The following is a 17,900-nucleotide window of genomic DNA, read 5'->3' on the forward strand; positions in this document are numbered from 1 at the left end:
CATATAGTTGGATGTTTTACGCTATGATGCGAACTCATTACTGCGGTTCTTTAACCGAAGCCCAAATTGATCAAACAGTAACATTATGCGGTTGGGTACATCGTCGCCGTGACCATGGTGGTGTAATTTTCCTTGATATGCGTGACCGTGACGGTCTCGTTCAAGTGGTTATCGATCCAGATACCCCAGAAGCATTTGCAACTGCAGACAAATCACGTTCAGAATTCGTATTAAAAATTACAGGTCGTGTACGTCGTCGCTATGAAGGCACAGAAAATGCCAACATTACCAGTGGTCAAATTGAAGTTTTAGGTAAAGAAATTGAAGTTCTTGCAGCTTCTGAAACCCCGCCATTCCCATTGAATGATGAAAATACTAATATTTCTGAAGAAGTACGTTTGAAATATCGTTTCCTTGATATTCGTCGTCCTGAAATGTTAGATCGTTTACGTTTCCGTTCGAAATTAACCAATCTTATTCGTAACTATTTTGAAGACAATGGTTTCTTAGACGTCGAAACACCAATTTTGACACGTGCAACACCTGAAGGTGCACGCGACTATTTAGTCCCTAGTCGTGTTTCTAACGGTAGCTTCTATGCACTTCCACAATCACCACAATTATTCAAACAGTTGTTGATGGTGGGCGGTATCGATCGTTATTACCAAATTGCTAAATGTTTCCGTGACGAAGATTTACGTGCGGATCGTCAGCCTGAATTTACCCAAATCGACGTTGAAACATCGTTCATGAGTGACGATGACATTATGGATTTGATGGAAACTTTAACGATTAAAATGTTCAAAGAACTTTTAAATGTGAATTTCGACAAATTCCCACGCATGACCTATAACGACGCAATGCGTGATTATGCATCTGACAAGCCAGATATGCGTATTCCTTTGAAATTGGTTGACGTTGCAGACATGATGCAAGACGTTGAGTTCAAAGTATTCGCAGGTCCTGCTAAAGATCCTAAAGGTCGTATCGTTGCACTTCGTGTACCGGGTGCAGGTGCGCTTCCACGTAGCCAAATTGACGAATACACTAAATTCGTTGGTATCTACGGTGCAAAAGGTTTGGCTTATATCAAAGTCAATGAACTTGAAAAAGGCATTGAAGGTCTTCAATCTCCAATCGTTAAATTCATCGAGCCAATCGTACTTGATTTGTTGAAACGTGTTGGCGCTGAAAATGGCGACATCGTATTCTTCGGTGCAGATAAAGCCAAAGTTGTAAACGATGCAATGGGTGCTTTACGTATCAAAGTCGGTCACGACATGAAACTTGCGACTTGCGAGTGGGCACCTCTTTGGGTGGTTGACTTCCCAATGTTCGAAGAAACTGATGATGGCAAATGGACATCTGTACATCACCCATTCACGCTACCAAAATCAAGCGTTGAAGAAGTGAAAAGCAATCCAGGTGCTGCGCTTTCTGTGGCATATGACATGGTATTGAATGGTACTGAAGTAGGCGGTGGTTCACTGCGTATCTTCAACCTAGAAATGCAACAAGCTATTTTTGCAGCTTTGGGTATTTCTGAAGAAGAAGCTGAAGAGAAATTTAGTTTCCTACTGAATGCTTTACGTTATGGCGCGCCTCCGCATGGTGGCTTGGCATTTGGTCTTGACCGTCTTGTGATGTTGATGACAGGTGCTTCTTCTATTCGTGACGTCATTGCATTCCCGAAAACCAAAACTGCTGAATGTCCATTGACTCAAGCACCTGCACCAGTTGAACCAAATCAATTGCGTGACCTTGGTATTCGTTTACGTGAAAAACCTAAAACTGAAGAAACAAAACAAGTTTAATTTCAAATTTAATGTTGAATTAAGTTAATTAAGAGACTCTGCTTATGCAGGGTCTTTTTTTAATAGTACTTAAATAAGTTTCTTTCCTAAAACAGAATTATTTTTCATGAGAATAGAAAAATAGAGAAGTTCTGAATGGCTATACAAGATGACTCATAAAATCAGTGCTAAATAAAAAATAACTCAAGCAAGTGCTGTATTTTGATTTTTTTTGATAGTTGAATATATCTAGTTATGATATATCATCTATTCGTTTTTAAATTAATGAATAATTAGAGTTAGTTATACATTAAAATAGGTGTTTCCTTTTTATTAAAGTATAGATTTATTGCATCATTCTTTTATATTTCTTTGCATGAAAAAATTAAAAGATCATGAATATTAATGCAAGATATCTGATGATTTGGTTTTATATAGATAAAATATATTGCTAACATCACTTCAATATTAATCTAATACGTTTCTATCCTTCTAGTCTTATCCCCATATTTTGTGCTTAAGAATCTGATCTCATATTTATTGCTTAAACATTACTGTGATCAATCTTTCTAAAGTTTTCTCTCACCATCTTTATGATGATCTATCCTTTATGTATTTTATTCTTAAAGTTATCGCACTGCTCCCGCTTTCTCTATTGCAGTTATTTGCCACTTGGGTAGCTCTATTTCTAAGTTGCTATAACTCATCGATGAAACGGATTACGACGATTAACATACAATTGGCTTATCCTGATTTAGATGACGTCAGTCAAAAAGACTTAGTGAAGCAAAGCCTAAAAAGCCAATGTATGACTTATCTTGAATTTGTGAAATGTTGGGGTACACCTGCTGAATACAGTCTTAATCTACTGAAGCAGATTCATGGTGAACAATACTTTATTGATGCGCTTGCCAATAAAAGAGGCATTATTGTTGTCGTGCCACACTTAGGCTGCTGGGAGTTACTGAATGCTTGGTTAAATAAATATACAGCCCCTGTCATAATGTACAAACCAAGCAAAATGAAAGGCTTTAATCGCTATATGTTAGAAGCCCGTCAACAATTCAATGCAACACTTGTTCCAACAGATGATAGTGGCGTCCGTGCTATTTTCAAACACCTCAAACAAGGTGGCTTAACGGTGATCCTACCTGATCATCTTCCAAAACCATCAGGTGGTATTTATTCACAATTTTTTGGGCAAAACACCCTTTCCAGTACACTGGTCTCTAAATTAGCGAATAAGACACAATGCAATGTGATTGGCTTAAGCTGCATTCGCAATGATGATAAAAGTAGTTTTACTGTACATTGCACGACATTATCTTCAGACATTCTTGCTAAAGATTTACAACTCTCTGTTGATACGCTCAACCAAGAAATGCAAAATATGATTAATATCGCACCTGAACAATATATCTGGTCCTATAAACGTTTTAGAAATGTTGAAGGACAAGACAGTATTTATAATAAGTAAAGCCTATATATTTCCTAAAACTATAAATGAGTTCTATTCATTAAGCCTCTGAAGTAAAGGCTTTTATGTTTTAGAAAAGAAAAAAGAGTGTTCTCGCTTCTATAAGATTTCTATCGATGAATGATCAAATTTGATTTCACATTCGATATTGCATCATTTTTATTGAATTGAGATAAGTTCTCAATAATGGCATAATAGTGCGGTTCATTTTATAGGTATATTACCACATGGCTATGCGTCCCGATGTTCGTCGTCATACGATTGTTCTTATTGCATTTGCAATTATTCAATGGGGTTTCATGCGCTATATTATTAGCCATCAAGTATTCAACCTAGATACTTCAGATCGTATTTTGTACTTTTGCTTAAGCAGTTTTGGCGGTGCATTTATGATTTTTGGCGCACTGATTTATATGATTATTAAGGGTAATGCTGACCAGCCATCATAGTTGTTAGATATTTAGCATAGATAAAATTCAATAATTGGTATTTTATCGATTCAAACCCTATCTCTAACGATTGGACAACTATCTAGAAGTGCATTTAAAGAATATTTATAATCACTTCTACGTGCCAATGAACTAATTTTTAATACGTTTTCTTCGGTAATTTCAGCTAATTCTAAATGATAATTAGCAATTTCTTGCTGTTCGTGTAGTGTGGAAAAAAAGTCTTCAAATTTAAAGTTATCACCCTCTAACTTATTTTCTGCAACAGTTAACCATACCCAAGGTACACCATAGGCTTGTGCAACAATTAAGCCATGTAAGGAAGTAGAAATACAAATATCTGAATTTACAATTTGATCAATAACATTCAATAAAGGATCTCCGACCTTAATCAAATCTATTTTTTCTGAACTATCGAGTGAAGTAAAATAATCAAAATGAGAAAAATGTGGGCATAAACTTACTTTGGGCGTCCTTAATGTTTTCTGAGGTTTATAGAAATAAGGTAATAATAATGCAGGATCGCCAAATATTTGAGGAATATCAAGATCAGTTAAATTTTTAAGCTCTTGAAATGTTTTTAATCCACGAACAGCATGAACCTCTCCAACAAAACGATTTATTTTTCGACACCGCTTACGATGAGGAGCTTTAATTAAACCACTCCCCCATATTTTTGCTTGGGGAAACTCTTGATCAATATGTTCAATAATTGAACCTACTGAAAAAATTGCATGTTCTTTAGAAGCACCTTTTACATTAATAATCGGTCGATCTGTTATTTTTGCTAATAGATAAGGACCAATCCAATCACCAAAGTTAGGGATTTCATCCCACCAGTAGGTATAGATTGGTTGTTTTTCCACAAATTGACCATTGTTATCTAATTGATAGGTAATACACTTTGGAGGTTCTTTAAAAAAAAATGACATTGTTCACCCCCTATAAATGATAATCTAGAGATTACAACCCATCACCCACCATCTCAAGTTAAACTATTGATTATTATAATAATAAAACAGAAACAAACAATAAGTAAAAACTAAATTCATTAATCCTCCATAATTCAAATTATCACATTGTGATACTTTTCTAATTTTCACATTAAAATTATAAAAAACCATTTGTTCCATTTCTAATCAAACTACTAAAAATAATATTTAAAATTAAAAAAACAGGCAAAGTTATATTAAAATTATCCAATAATCTTCCAATTATTTTTCGAGTTTTTTTAGATGGGCTTAAGAAAAACCACAAGGAAAGCATTTAGAATGCTTTCTTTCAATTTAAGATTTTATAAGAATATTAGATCTAAAAACTTAGAGCCAAATAACTTTGCTCATGAAATTATTTTAAATCCAAAAGATAAATCGTATAATGTATCTATTCCTAAAATCATTTGGATGTACTGGGACTCAGAGATACCGGCTATTGTTCTAAGTTGTTTTAATCAAATTCAAAAGCTGAATCCCACTTATGAAATAAACTTTCTAAATAAAGAAAATATTTCAAACTATTGTGATTATGATTTTTCTCAATTTAATAATTTAACTCCACAACAGTATTCTGACTTATTAAGATTTCATCTTCTCTACCATCATGGTGGGTTATGGCTAGATGCAAGTATTATTACTTATTCTAATTTAGATTGGATTCTTGATATCTGTAAAAAAAATAAGACCTCAGCATTTGGTTATTATAGAGCGGCTAATGTAACAATACATGAGTTTCCAGTTATTGAGAATTGGCTTTTAGCATCAGAAAAAGGGAATATTTTCTTTAAAGAATGGCTGGATGAGCTAGGTAATGCATTAAAGATAGGTGTAAAATTATATATTTCCAATATAAAAAAAAATTTAATTAATCCAAATGATTACTTCCAAAAAATAGGAGCATTAGAGTATTTAATTGCATATGTCGTTTGTCAAAAAGTTATGCGGAAAATACCAATTAGTATTTCTCTCATAAACTGTGACCAAAATGCATTTTTTTATCAAAACATAGACCTTAAATGTAATTTATATTTTATTGAATCTCTTGTATTAAAGGAAAAACCTTCTTGCATGCCACATTTAATTAAGCTAATAGGATCGGATCGAAAATTAATTACCCCCTACTTTCTAAAGAAAAAGTTTAAAAAAAATTCTCTTTTAGACTTCGATGATTCAGAGTGTTGAAATTGATTCAACATAGTTTTCTAGAATTTTTAATTATACACTAACAGTCACTGTTATTTATTTGTGTACTTCCTATATAAAAATTTCCAGCCTTAAACTTTAAAAATATTCGTTAAAGCATTAAGTATATATCTGAATGCTTAATTTTATGAAATTACTCAGCCTACATTGTATATATAAATAACGATGCTAACGTAAGACTTCTCTTGTTCACTCTAAGTAAAATTTTTGCATAAATCTAAAAGACAATATTCTATTTAAAATACTGTTTGTTCGAAAACTTAGCTAGATTTTTCGTCAAACCTTGACCATATTTACTTTGGGGAATATCTTTGGAAATTGCACGTTCAGCTTCAATTGCACTCAACTGTAAATTTTTTTCGCCCATTTCAATTTCAGGATGATCAACAATATAAGTCATCAGAATATGAGATTGATCATTAAAATCAAATAAATATCCCCAGTCATCTGCTTTTCGCATTGGTTGATGATAGTTAATTAATGTACGTGCCATTTCACGATCAACAATATAGGCAAAGGCATAATTTACACGATGATAAAAATCAGGAACAACTTCTAGGATTTTTTGATTCAAAAAGTCTTCTTCTTTAAATTTCCCTCTTATCTTCAAACACTCTTTCATTTGAATACCACCTAGACTAAAAAGAGTATTTCTGGATAAGTTAATTCTTTTTATTTCATCCTCTATAGTTTGTAACGAAAAATCTGTAGGTAAAATAGCATCATCTTCAAAAATTAATGCGTAATCATCCTCTGTTTGAAGAAATATATTCAATGCTTGAATATGCGACAACGTACACCCTAACTCCCCAGGTGTTAATGGCTTCGAGCGCCCCTTTACCGCTTGTTCAAAATATTGTTTTGCGGAAAGCTCACCACCTTTAATCCCTATTTTTTTAAAAGGGAGCTGACCATTTTGAAAAAAAGGCTGACCCAAAAACTTACATAATCGAGGAGAGTTTTCATCTTCAATACTAATAATAAAAACTTGCATTAGTCACCACCTTTTAGCCCAACTATCATCTTAACTATTGTAAAATAACTTTGATAGATTTTAATTGATTTCCCTCAAATGAAGCGTTTATTTTTAAAGAAATGGTATAAATATCAACAAAAACAAAAACAAAAGTCATTTGACTCTCATTGGTATATGCGTTTTGGCTGGCTCAACCAACCTCTTAACAATCAAGACCAATTAGTCGATTTATTTGAAATCCACTCTCCTAAAAACTTCACTTTTGCTGATTGTTTTTATGTAGAAGATAATAATCGTCATTTTATCTTCTTTGAAGAAGTTGATGATCAGCACCCTGTAGGTTTTTTATCAGTATTAGAAGTCTTTAAAGATGGTAGATATACTGATCCCCAAACTATTTTAAAACTGGATTATCATCTATCTTATCCATGTGTTTTTAAAGTTGAAAATGACTGGTATATGATTCCTGAAACCTGTGCCAATAAAACCGTCGAGCTTTGGAAATGTACAGATTTTCCAATGCAATGGGAAAAACATTCAAATCTTTTAGAGAATATTGAAGCTGTTGATACAACACCTTTTTATTATGAAGGTATGTGGTATTTATTTACTTCAACACGTCGTGATTGTAAAAAATTTGGCGATCGTCTAGATTTGTTTTTTACTGAAAATATTCTCCAGCCAAATTGGAAAGAACACCCACAAAATCCAATTTGTCGTGGTTATCAACAATTTAGAATGGCAGGTAAGCCTTTTATCTACGGCGATAAACTTATCCGCCCTAGTCAAGACTCTTTAAAGCGCTATGGTGGCAATATTGAACTAAAAGAAATTATTAAATTGAGTCCAACTGAGTACCATGAACAATTATTAGAAGTTGTTTTACCACATTGGAATACAAGTGATGACGGCTGTCATACCATTAATACTGAAAATAACTTTGTGGTACTCGATGCGATTCGTTTATCCCCCAAATAATCAGGATTTTAGTAATTTTTGATAAATATTAAAAGTCTGTTGAGCCATTGCTTCAACTGTAAGTTCTTTTTTAGCTCTTATAAATAATGGCTCAAAATCTTGCTGCGCTTTATCCGTTAAAGCATTTTCAATTGCATTTTGCAATTCATTCGAATCACCGATACTTGCAAGATAGCTTTCTGGAAACCATTCGATTACACCATTAACTTTAGTCGATGCCATTACTTTATCTGCTTGTAATGCCTCGACCATAACCAAAGGAAAACCTTCTCGATCAGAAGATAAAACTACGATATTAGCGATTTGCAGTAAATCACGAGCATCAGTTCTAAAACCTAAAAAAGCCACTCTATTTTGCATATTCTGTTGTTGTACTTGTTGTTTTAAGATATGACGCAATGATCCTTCACCCACGATCCATAAATTTGCATCAATTCTCTGCATCGCTTTAATTAGTAAAGCAATATTCTTTACAGGCTCCAAGCGACCAATGCACATGACAATTTTTTTACTTGAATCTAAATTTGGAAATTGTTGGTCGACACTGTGTTTTAACTTTTGCTTTGCATCAGCAGAAAGCTGTGCTTGAGGATAAACACCATTATAGACAATATACGCTTTTTCCTGAGGAATACCTTGCGTCAAAGCTTGGCTAACTGCAATCACAGCATCGCCCACTAAATATGCAAACTTATTTTTTTTTGTCCCATGAATTGTAGTTACTAGCTTAACTTGAGGCAAAAACATTCTAATTCGTGCAACAAGCTCAGATGCCTTACCTGCTTGGGCATGCACAATTTCAGGCTGAATCTTCTTTATTAAACAAAAAAGTTGCCAGAGCAATATAATATTCCATCGACTACGAGAAAAGTCGAGTGCATGAAAATGAACATTTATATTAAATTTTTCTGCATAACAAGGATGCGCAATAATATGTACTTCATTGCTTTTAGCCAATTCATTGACCAAATTAAAAGTATGCTGTTCTAATCCACCAATGCCACCACTAGTTGCTAAAATTTGAACAATTTTCATTTAGAATCCTGTTTATCTTTTTTAGCATTTAAATGTTGTTCAAACAGTTTTGCTTCTTTTAAAAAAGCATAAAAAGCATTAATCATACTATTTACAAAACCACGCCAACCATTTAAACAACTACGGCGAATGAAGTAGGATTTAAAAAAAGTCAGTGGCATAACAACAATAAGCTTGGCTAAACTCGGCTGTTTGCCTTTCTGAAATTTTTCGGCGGCTTTTAAATTTGAATATTGATTGTTTTTTTCAACTTTGACAAAAATACTTGATTCACCATAATGGTAAATATCACCATTAGCACGAACACTTTCACCATTAATTATGACATTTTCATGCACTTTATTTTCTAAATCATAATGCCCTTTACTTTTACGGAAAAAACGAACTTTGGCATGTTTTTTCGTATGCTTACTATTGGGAACACCTAAGAAAACATCATTGATTGGAATAATTAACGCATCAATTTCATCTTTCTGAATTGTTACAATAATTTCTTGCTTTAGTTCATCAGAAAGTACCTCATCACCATCTAAATTCAGCACCCATTCTTGTTGGCACTGAGCTAATGCTAAACTTTTCTGAGCTGCATAACCTTGCCAATCTTGGTGACTTATTCGTACATTTGAGAATTTTTGAGCAATAGCATAAGTATTATCAGTACTACCAGAATCTAAAATAATGACTTCAGCAAAATCAACCACACTCTTTAAAGTATCTTCCAACCAAGCACCACAATTCAAGGTAACGATATAGACACTACATGGAATACTCATAATTTATAACGTCCTTTGGCTAAAGCGATACGCATTTGTAATGCATTCATTGCACCATGAGTACTTACACGAGGAATATTAAATTGATTGGATTCGGTATAAGCTTCAATTTTTTTACGCGTTGAGACAGCATTTTTAAAACCAATATCCTTAGCCATTTGCTGATGTTTTTCATTAAAACGTCCAAAAGGATATGCAAAACTTGGGCATTTTCCAACAAGTGCTTCAACATCTTGTTTAGATGCCTGCATTTCCGCATAAGCAATATCATCACTTAATTTTAATAAATTCACATGATGTTGTGTATGTGCACCAAACTCAATCATACCCGAATTCGACATTTCTTGAATTTGCTCTGCATTTAACTTTTCAATACCTTCAATTTTTGTCGCAAGAAAAATAGTCGCTTTCGCATTGTATTTTTTTAATAATGGATATGCATATTGATAGTTATCTAAAAAGCCATCATCAAATGAAAGTGCAACAATATTCTTTTGCCCTTGGTATTGATCTAACTCTGAAACAAAGCAAAAAGTACTGTTCCTTTTGACTAAATATTGTAGAAATTGTTCAAATTTTTCAGGTGGCATATTCATGCCGGATGCTTCTGTATGTGGCGTAACCTGATGCAGCATCACAACTCTAGGTAATTTTGCGCTACGAAATGGCAACCAAAAAGTATAATTACCTAATAAATATAGCACTGCTGCTAACCCAATTATGCCAATCACAATATAAAGTAACCACATCATACATAAACCTCATGTGCCCACTCATAGGCTTCAGACAAGGGTTGATCAAAAGTCACTTCAACCATAAATTGGGTAATACGTTTAGCATTAAAGCTTGAGCGAGTTTTATTCCAGCCTGCTTCTGCAATCTGTTTTGCTTGCTCTGGATGCAAAGCATAGAACTGAATTTTTTCTGCCAAATCAGATTGATCATTAAAATAGATGATCTCTTGATCTGTATAAAGCTTTTCAAAACTTGGAATTCTGGGACTAAATGTCAGTAAACCATTTCCCGTTAACTGAACAATTCGGTCAGAACTATAAAGTGTGACATCATTTTTACGTGAAAAGTTAAGCCCCATTCGTGATTGAGAAAGAACCTGATAATAACCTTTACCATAAACGCCAGCTTGCTCAAAACAACCATAATACTGATATTGGATATGATTGCTTTTTAAAGTATCAGCTAAATCTTTTAAGAACTTTTCCCGCTCAGGTTCTTTATAAACAACACCACAGAAAATAAAATCTTTATCAATGCTAGTTGATTCAAATTGTTTTAATTGCTCTACATTCCGATGCCCAATATTTGGCATATAAGCCACTTTCAAATGCGACTGTTTAAGCTTTTGTAAATATTCGCCACCAGTCGTACAAAAAATAGCATCTAAATAAGGGGAAAATTCATGCACAAAACCCAATTTATGCTCTAGATACAAGGGGTCGACATACCAAAAGGCAATTTTAGTTTTTGGATATCGTTGCTTAATTTCTTTTAGAACATTTGGGTTCATTAAATCACTATGACCAATCAAAATTAAATCAGGTTCAAGATTATCCACAATGTTTAGAATTTCTTTATTCGCCCAATTCGCGCCTAATTTTTTAGTTTTAAAAATCGTACCCATTCGTGCCATATCACGAAAGCTAAAATCATAAACAAAATGACCATTTTCAGTTAATCCCGCTGAAATTTTACGGTCGGTGCAATAAAAATGTGCACCTTGTTTATTAAAGCCAAAATTTGCGATATGTAAAATTTTCATTTATTTCAAACATCTCTATTTTTAAATAAAATTTCAGCAACTCTTGTTGCTTCATTTAAATGAAGATTGATCAAATTATTTTGACACGCTTCATCTTCTTGATGCAAAGATAAGAGTCGATCAACCATTTGCGTTATTCTATCAGATTTAATTCGATCCACTTTAATCACACCGACTTTACAACCTGCAGTCAATGCCTCAAAAATCATGGATACACTGTCTTCAGTCACCCATACCGCTTCAGCTTTTTGCATTTCCTCAAAGATCCAACCTTGCGGTGTTTCTTCAACAGGAAAAATTTGAATCTGAGATGCATATTTCTGCTGTTCTAGCTGAACTAAAAACTCTGAAGGTGTACGGCGTGATGTGGTTAATATCACAGCAGCACTCAAATTATTCTCAACAATTGCTTGAATAGAATCTAAAACCTTTTGATCATTCCATTGATGACGTTTAGATGAACCACCCAAAGCAATAAGAATTCGACTTGATTCATGTCGCTGTTCATTCACAATTGGGTTCAATGCACCTTTTGTGATAATGACATGTTCAGATGCTTCAACATCATCATGTTCTGGAATAATGGCATAATCAAACCAATGAAATGGGAAATTAGGCTTCATCATCACAATAGTTTTTGCTTGCTGATAAATTTTTCCAAGCAATAAAACACGTAACTGAGTATGACTACCTACAGCAAAAATAAAGTCTGGTTTTTTGGTGACTATTCCAATGGAATGTTTAAATAACCCCATCAATAATGAAAAAATAGGAAGATCGGTAATATTAATTTCTTCAAAAGTTACATTTTCTGCACTCTGTCTTTGCATCGCTTGATATAAACCAACTGCTTGTGAGCGATGCCCTGCTTTACCATCACTAACATAGACAATATGCATAAAATTTCCTGTGCAAATGTTCAAACTACAAAATCTAAGTATTTACCAATAAAAAAGGCGAAACATCCGTTCCGCCTTTAATCTTAACTCATCAACTTATTTTACGTAAGTCAACCAGTGTGCATATTTAGGGTCTTTGCCCTGCACAGCATCAAAATATGCTTTCTGGATTTGTGCTGTGATTGGACCACGAACACCTTCACCAATTTGACGATCATCATACTCACGGATTGGCGTTACTTCTGCGGCAGTCCCTGTAAAGAATGCTTCATCACCAATATAGAATTCATCACGGGTAATACGACGCTCAATAACTTCATAACCCAAGTCTTTAGCAATGGTAATAATCGTTTGGCGAGTAATACCATCAAGTGCACCACCTGCTACGTCAGGTGTATGAATCACACCATCACGTACTAAGAATACATTTTCACCCGAACCTTGGCATACATAACCTTGTGGGTCGAGCAACATTGCTTCGTCATAACCTGAATGTGCCACTTCTTGGTGTGCAAGAATAGACAAAGTATAGTTACCTGATGCTTTTGCCTTACACATGGTCACATTAGGATGATGATGGGTAAATGAAGATGTTTTAACACGAATGCCTTTTTCCATTGCTTCTTCGCCAAGGTAAGTTCCCCAACTCCAAGCAGCAACAACGGCATGAATAGTATTATCCGTTGCAGCAATACCCAATTTTTCAGAACCAATGAAAATGATTGGACGCAAATAGCATGATGCTAATTTATTTTCACGAACCACATCAATTTGAGCCTGTTCCAATGTCGCGTGATCATAAGGAACTTTCATTTGATAGATTTTTGCAGAATTTAATAGACGCTTGGTGTGTTCTTTTAAACGGAAAATCGCTGTTCCATTCGGAGTTTCATAGGCACGGACACCCTCAAACACACCCATACTATAGTGTAAAGTATGTGTTAAAACGTGAGTTTTCGCTTCACGCCAATCAACCATTTGTCCATCTTGCCAAATAAAACCATCACGATCAGCCAAATTCATGACACAACTCCAAAAATTTTACACAATTATTCACTTTCCAATGCGGAAGTCGCAGTTGGATCAATTAGTCTTTGCCATAACTTGCAAACGATCTCTCGGGTATCGTGCCAATCCGCAGCATTGACTTGCATATTATGATTCGCAAGCGCTAGACGGTGGCTCTCGGCTCGTTCACTGAGATAAGCTTGAATCAGTGCTGAGGCATCTTCGCTGGATAAGCAACCTGCTTTAGCAGCATCTTCAAGAATACGCACATTATCGGAAAAATGGGCGAGATCTTTATTCGTCCCACTCCATGCGAGTACAATGTACTGTGCCATAAATTCGATGTCAACGATACCACCTGCATCCTGTTTTAAATGAAAAATTCCACCTTTTTTTTGCTCTTTTGATGATCCAAGATGGTCTTTCATTTTTTGACGCATTTTCAATACTTCTGTGCGAACCGTTTCTTCATCTCGTGGCAAAGTTAAAACTCGACAACGTAATTCTTCAAACTTGGTTCGCAGAGATTGCTCACCCGCAATAGAACGAGCGCGAACCAAAGCTTGATGCTCCCAAACCCATGCACTTTTCAGTTGATATTGTTCAAAGGCTTTTAGACTGGTCACTAGAAGTCCAGCTTCACCTGAAGGACGTAAGCGTGTATCAATTTCATAGACACGACCATCTAAAGTTTGTGTGGTCATTAACGACATAAACTTCTGCGCAACACGCATGGCAAACTCAAAACCACTGATGGCTTTTATGCCATCAGTATCGGTCTGTTCATCCATATAATGGATAAATACAAGGTCTAAATCAGAACCATAACCCAGTTCTATGCCACCCAATTTCCCATAACCTGCCACAGCAAAAGCAATATGCTCCAACGAACAACGTTTACCTTCGGCATCGACTGGATAACCATGTTTTTTTGCAATAGTTTGATAGGCAAGGTTTAAAGTTGCTATGACTGAAACTTCTGCAATATCCGTTAATGCATCAGATACTTTCATCAGTGGGCTTTCCGCTAAAACATCACTGGCTGCCACGGTTAAAACATTAGATTTTTTAAATAAGCGTAGAACTCGCATTTGATCTTCCACTTGATCAATTTCAATGCGCAATAGTTGTTGACGTAGTGAATCTTCTAAATCTTTACGTTTAGGCAACTCAAAATCCATAGACAAGAATTCATCCAACAACACTGGATAATGACTGAGTTCCTCGCAAATCCATGGACTGACTGTCGCCATTTTGACTAAGCGTTGTAATGCACCTTTACTTTCAATCAACATCACCAAATACACTGTACGGCGCATCACAGATTCGATTAAAGGCATTAAACGCAATAATGCAATTTGTGGTTTATCAGACTGCAAAATCACTTCAATCAGATGAGGCCAAAACTCTTTTAAACGTTGCACAGCTTTAGCAGGTAATTTTTTAATGGCATGACCAAACCAAAACTCATGAATCAAATTTTTAGCATGATCATCCAAAACTTCATCTAATTGCTTTTCCAATTGGCTAAAACTTTCTGCGGGCGAATCATGTCCTTTTTCTTTGATCAAATGTTCAAACTGATAGATGACTTTCGCTCGTTTTTGATTGAGTACATCAATAAAATCTTCCCAACTAGCAAAACCGAGTGTTTCATTAATACGGCTACGTAAATCAGGCTCAGTCGGTAAAGATTGAGTCTGTTGATCATTTAAAGCTTGAATAGCATGTTCTACACGACGTAAAAATAGATACGCATCTTCTAAATCAAAAACAGCTTCATCATCCAATAAACCGACTTCACCTAGATGTTTTAAACTCACTAAGCATTGACGATCTTGTAGTTCTAGTTTTGCTCCACCATAAATCAGCTGAAAAACTTGTACGATAAACTCAACTTCACGAATACCGCCCGCACCGAGCTTAATATCATCCGCAATATTTCGACGCGCCACTTCGCGTTCAATCATGGCTTTCATTTCACGCATGGCTTCAAATGCGGTGTAATCTACATATTTACGAAATACAAAAGGTCGAGTCATTTCCAGTAACTCTTCACCTTGTTTACCACCAGAAACCACACGTGCTTTAATCCATGCATAGCGCTCCCATTCACGTCCATGCTGACTTAAATACTTTTCCAAAGCGACATGGCTAATGGCTAAAGCTGAACCATCGCCCCAAGGGCGTAAGCGCATATCTACACGAAATACAAAGCCATCAGCTGTGATATGTTCCAAAAGATAGATAATCTTTTGTCCCCATAAAATACAGAACTGCTGTATATCAATACTTTTCCGCCCTGTAGTTTCACCCTGTTCATCAAAGGCAAAAATCAGGTCAATATCACTAGATAAATTAAGCTCTTGCGCACCCAGTTTCCCCATGGCAATCACAATTAAATCTTGCAATTTTCCTGCATAACTAATCGGTTCACCATGCTTCGCAAGCAATGGAATTAGAGCAAAATCTTTCGCTGCATTGATACTGCCATCCGCAAAATCTGATAATTCTCGAGTCAGCGTCACTACATCAGTGAGTTGATTGGCATCTTGCCAAATCCAACGAAACATCAATCGCGCACGTAAAATACGTATTGCACGCATCCATGTGTTTTCATCTGTGATTAATGCCAAAGTATTTTGGATCAACTGCTGAATTTTTTCCGTTGAGAGCGAACAACTAAATTCATCAATAGCATAATCTTGTTGTAAAACTGCTTGATGTAAACTTAATACTTGTTCTGCATACTGACTTGCACGTAGTGTTTTTTGCAATTGCTCAGCGTTCATCGGAAAAACCTGTACGTCTAAATTATGCTTTTATTTATAACAGGAGCAGATTCATTTTTGTGAGGATTTTAAAGATTATTTAATTTTTTTAAGGATTGGCGGAAGTCGGCTCTTTTTTCACTAAAGCCACATGTGAATCTACTGCTACAGGTAAAATCACTTTAAATGTTGTTCCGTCGCCTTCTTTAGACGTCACAGAAATCTCTCCCTGATTTAAATCAACAAAACGTTTGCATAGCACCAAACCTAAACCTGTTCCTTTTTCCCCAGATGTCCCTTTTAAACTCACCTGAATACTCGGTTCAAATATCGTTTCAATCTGACTTTCCGTCATCCCCAAACCTGTATCACGAATATAAATTTCAATACCCTGTTCAGTTTGGATTGCACGAATTGAAACTTTGCCGCTTCCATCAACATGGGTAAATTTTAGTGCATTGGATACCAAGTTTTGAATAACAGAAGTCACCATATTGATGTCTGCATAGACTCTTAAATTTTCAGATACATCTTCAGTCAGCTCAATATTTTTCTTAATTGCCAATGAATTCAACACATCAAAAACAATTTTGGTTGCTTGCTTAAGTTTAAAATTAATCGGGTGATAAACAAAACGTCCACCTTCCGCCATTGCCCAATTTAATAAGTTTTCTAATAAGTTATATGTCGATTGTGCTGTGTCATGCAGATAATCTGCGATATTTTGAATACTTGATTCATCAAGCGTACTCCGCTCTTCTGCAAGCACCTCAGAAAACCCAAGCAGCCCATGAAATGGCGCTCTTAAATCATGTGCAATAATTTGGAAAAATTTTGTTTTACTAAAATTCAAAGCCGATTGCTGTTCATATAGTTCTTTTAATTCATCATATTCTGAGCGTAACTCAATAATATTAATTAGGCTCATCGCAAACTCTTGTACGAGTTCTAAATTCTCATGTTTAAACGCATCAAGCTGATCATCAAATAAAATCACCTGACCAATTGAATTATGTTGATTAATTTTTAAATCAAATGCGACTAATCGTGAATGTCCAACACCTAAGCTTTTAATATGTTTTGAAAATTCAGCATAATTAGGATGATCTGCATTTAAAACAGCATCACTTGAAAAATAAGATGAAAGTTTGGCTCTTCGCTTTGCTTGAAAGGCTTTAAACCCCGTTGAAGAGGAATACCAAATATAAGGCTCATCATGAAATGCTAAAATTGCACGCTCAGAGTTTAAAATTCCACGAGCAAATTTTAAAAAGCCTTCAACTTTATTGTCTGTGGTAAAGACACCGAGTAATAGAGATAATCGACAAGCGCTCAGTTGGTCTGCTTGACCAATTTCCAAGAGTTCTAATCTCATGTCTGCCTCTCCATATCAATGCAATTGAAGTTATTCAGTCGCCCTAAATAAATTTACAAAAAACCACATAAAGCAATATAACAATAATATTTAAAAATGAATACCCATTCACTAAAAATCAACTTACATCACGATTTTATTCATTTAAATAATTAAAATCACATTCTAATTTTTTATTTAACAAAGTATTAAACAATAAAAAACCCCAAGCTTTTAGTGCAAGCTTGGGGTTTTTAGAATCTCACGATTCTGAATTTGGTCCCGAGGGTCGGACTCGAACCGACACATCATCTCTGATAGTGGATTTTGAATCCACCGCGTCTACCAATTTCACCACCTCGGGAAAGGTTGTGTGCGTATAATAACGTGTTTGATTTTCTTGTCAACGACA

At 35.1% G+C, this 17,900-nt stretch carries 15 protein-coding genes and 1 tRNA gene; 5 read left to right on the forward strand and 11 right to left on the reverse strand.

The window, feature by feature from the left end; genetic code table 11:
* Nucleotides 1–23: 23 nt before the first annotated feature.
* The 3 genes from aspS (at nt 24) to B9T35_RS00395 (ending at nt 3,719) form a co-directional block, all read left to right on the forward strand.
* Nucleotides 24–1,814 carry an aspartate--tRNA ligase gene (aspS, locus tag B9T35_RS00385; protein WP_086189162.1) on the forward strand — a complete coding sequence of 597 codons (1,791 nt, stop codon included), beginning with the start codon at nt 24–26 and terminating at the stop codon, nt 1,812–1,814.
* Between the two features lie 538 nt (nt 1,815–2,352).
* Entirely contained in the window at nt 2,353–3,270 is a 918-nt protein-coding gene (locus tag B9T35_RS00390; protein WP_265733434.1) for a lysophospholipid acyltransferase family protein, read from the forward strand.
* A 227-nt stretch (nt 3,271–3,497) separates the two neighbouring features.
* The gene (locus tag B9T35_RS00395; protein ID WP_086189164.1) at nt 3,498–3,719 is read left to right on the forward strand and encodes a hypothetical protein; all 222 of its coding nucleotides are present in this window, start codon (nt 3,498–3,500) and stop codon (nt 3,717–3,719) included.
* A gap of 50 nt (nt 3,720–3,769) precedes the next feature.
* On the opposite strand, the gene B9T35_RS00400 is transcribed toward B9T35_RS00395, so the two are convergent.
* A complete protein-coding gene (locus B9T35_RS00400) occupies nt 3,770–4,651 on the reverse strand; it encodes a polysaccharide pyruvyl transferase family protein (RefSeq protein WP_086189165.1) in 882 nt (293 codons plus the stop codon).
* 303 nt (nt 4,652–4,954) lie between these two features.
* Between B9T35_RS00400 and B9T35_RS00405 the strand changes: the two genes are divergently transcribed.
* On the forward strand, nt 4,955–5,896 hold the full coding sequence (locus B9T35_RS00405; protein WP_086189166.1) for a glycosyltransferase family 32 protein: 942 nt from the start codon (nt 4,955–4,957) through the stop codon (nt 5,894–5,896).
* 253 nt (nt 5,897–6,149) lie between these two features.
* Here B9T35_RS00405 and B9T35_RS00410 read toward each other — a convergent pair whose 3' ends face one another.
* Nucleotides 6,150–6,911, reverse strand: a complete 762-nt coding sequence (locus tag B9T35_RS00410) for a glycosyltransferase family 25 protein (protein ID WP_086189167.1) — start codon at nt 6,909–6,911, stop codon at nt 6,150–6,152.
* A gap of 78 nt (nt 6,912–6,989) precedes the next feature.
* Here B9T35_RS00410 and B9T35_RS00415 point away from each other — a divergent pair, with 78 nt between their 5' ends.
* Nucleotides 6,990–7,871: a hypothetical protein gene (locus B9T35_RS00415; protein ID WP_086189168.1), complete on the forward strand. Its 882-nt coding sequence runs from the start codon at nt 6,990–6,992 to the stop codon at nt 7,869–7,871.
* Here B9T35_RS00415 and B9T35_RS00420 read toward each other — a convergent pair whose 3' ends face one another.
* The 9 genes from B9T35_RS00420 to B9T35_RS00460 all read right to left on the reverse strand — a co-directional run bounded on the left by B9T35_RS00420 (nt 7,872) and on the right by B9T35_RS00460 (nt 17,852).
* Nucleotides 7,872–8,906 (reverse strand): glycosyltransferase family 4 protein, encoded by a 1,035-nt coding sequence (locus tag B9T35_RS00420; protein WP_086189169.1) that lies wholly within the window; start codon nt 8,904–8,906, stop codon nt 7,872–7,874.
* A complete protein-coding gene (locus B9T35_RS00425; RefSeq protein WP_086189170.1) occupies nt 8,903–9,682 on the reverse strand; it encodes a glycosyltransferase family 2 protein in 780 nt (259 codons plus the stop codon). Before B9T35_RS00425 ends, B9T35_RS00420 begins: the two co-directional genes overlap by 4 nt.
* Nucleotides 9,676–10,431 carry a polysaccharide deacetylase family protein gene (locus tag B9T35_RS00430; protein ID WP_213033340.1) on the reverse strand — a complete coding sequence of 252 codons (756 nt, stop codon included), beginning with the start codon at nt 10,429–10,431 and terminating at the stop codon, nt 9,676–9,678. The genes B9T35_RS00425 and B9T35_RS00430 overlap by 7 nt, the downstream gene beginning before the upstream one ends.
* Complete coding sequence (locus B9T35_RS00435) at nt 10,428–11,456, reverse strand: glycosyltransferase (protein WP_086189171.1); 1,029 nt, start codon at nt 11,454–11,456, stop codon at nt 10,428–10,430. Before B9T35_RS00435 ends, B9T35_RS00430 begins: the two co-directional genes overlap by 4 nt.
* A gap of 5 nt (nt 11,457–11,461) precedes the next feature.
* Nucleotides 11,462–12,355: an ELM1/GtrOC1 family putative glycosyltransferase gene (locus tag B9T35_RS00440; protein WP_086189172.1), complete on the reverse strand. Its 894-nt coding sequence runs from the start codon at nt 12,353–12,355 to the stop codon at nt 11,462–11,464.
* 96 nt (nt 12,356–12,451) lie between these two features.
* Nucleotides 12,452–13,378 carry a branched-chain amino acid transaminase gene (locus tag B9T35_RS00445; protein ID WP_086189173.1) on the reverse strand — a complete coding sequence of 309 codons (927 nt, stop codon included), beginning with the start codon at nt 13,376–13,378 and terminating at the stop codon, nt 12,452–12,454.
* A gap of 26 nt (nt 13,379–13,404) precedes the next feature.
* Nucleotides 13,405–16,155 (reverse strand): bifunctional [glutamate--ammonia ligase]-adenylyl-L-tyrosine phosphorylase/[glutamate--ammonia-ligase] adenylyltransferase, encoded by a 2,751-nt coding sequence (glnE, locus tag B9T35_RS00450; RefSeq protein ID WP_086189174.1) that lies wholly within the window; start codon nt 16,153–16,155, stop codon nt 13,405–13,407.
* 88 nt (nt 16,156–16,243) lie between these two features.
* Nucleotides 16,244–17,509: a sensor histidine kinase gene (locus B9T35_RS00455; protein ID WP_086189175.1), complete on the reverse strand. Its 1,266-nt coding sequence runs from the start codon at nt 17,507–17,509 to the stop codon at nt 16,244–16,246.
* Between the two features lie 256 nt (nt 17,510–17,765).
* Nucleotides 17,766–17,852, reverse strand: a tRNA-Leu gene (locus B9T35_RS00460).
* Between the last annotated feature and the right edge of the window lie 48 nt (nt 17,853–17,900).

Origin of the sequence: Acinetobacter sp. ANC 3832 (genome assembly GCF_002135415.1) — a bacterium.
Taxonomy (GTDB): Bacteria; Pseudomonadota; Gammaproteobacteria; order Pseudomonadales; family Moraxellaceae; genus Acinetobacter.

Bases quoted from the DNA above. Each gene is read 5' to 3' on its own strand.
- aspS (WP_086189162.1), top strand. From the start codon at position 24: ATGATGCGAACTCATTACTGCGGTTCTTTAACCGAAGCCCAAATTGAT.
- B9T35_RS00395 (WP_086189164.1), top strand. From the start codon at position 3,498: ATGGCTATGCGTCCCGATGTTCGTCGTCATACGATTGTTCTTATTGCA.
- B9T35_RS00400 (WP_086189165.1), bottom strand. From the start codon at position 4,651: ATGTCATTTTTTTTTAAAGAACCTCCAAAGTGTATTACCTATCAATTA.
- B9T35_RS00405 (WP_086189166.1), top strand. From the start codon at position 4,955: ATGGGCTTAAGAAAAACCACAAGGAAAGCATTTAGAATGCTTTCTTTC.
- B9T35_RS00410 (WP_086189167.1), bottom strand. From the start codon at position 6,911: ATGCAAGTTTTTATTATTAGTATTGAAGATGAAAACTCTCCTCGATTA.
- B9T35_RS00415 (WP_086189168.1), top strand. From the start codon at position 6,990: ATGAAGCGTTTATTTTTAAAGAAATGGTATAAATATCAACAAAAACAA.
- B9T35_RS00420 (WP_086189169.1), bottom strand. From the start codon at position 8,906: ATGAAAATTGTTCAAATTTTAGCAACTAGTGGTGGCATTGGTGGATTA.
- B9T35_RS00430 (WP_213033340.1), bottom strand. From the start codon at position 10,431: ATGATGTGGTTACTTTATATTGTGATTGGCATAATTGGGTTAGCAGCA.
- B9T35_RS00435 (WP_086189171.1), bottom strand. From the start codon at position 11,456: ATGAAAATTTTACATATCGCAAATTTTGGCTTTAATAAACAAGGTGCA.
- B9T35_RS00440 (WP_086189172.1), bottom strand. From the start codon at position 12,355: ATGCATATTGTCTATGTTAGTGATGGTAAAGCAGGGCATCGCTCACAA.
- B9T35_RS00445 (WP_086189173.1), bottom strand. From the start codon at position 13,378: ATGAATTTGGCTGATCGTGATGGTTTTATTTGGCAAGATGGACAAATG.
- glnE (WP_086189174.1), bottom strand. From the start codon at position 16,155: ATGAACGCTGAGCAATTGCAAAAAACACTACGTGCAAGTCAGTATGCA.
- B9T35_RS00455 (WP_086189175.1), bottom strand. From the start codon at position 17,509: ATGAGATTAGAACTCTTGGAAATTGGTCAAGCAGACCAACTGAGCGCT.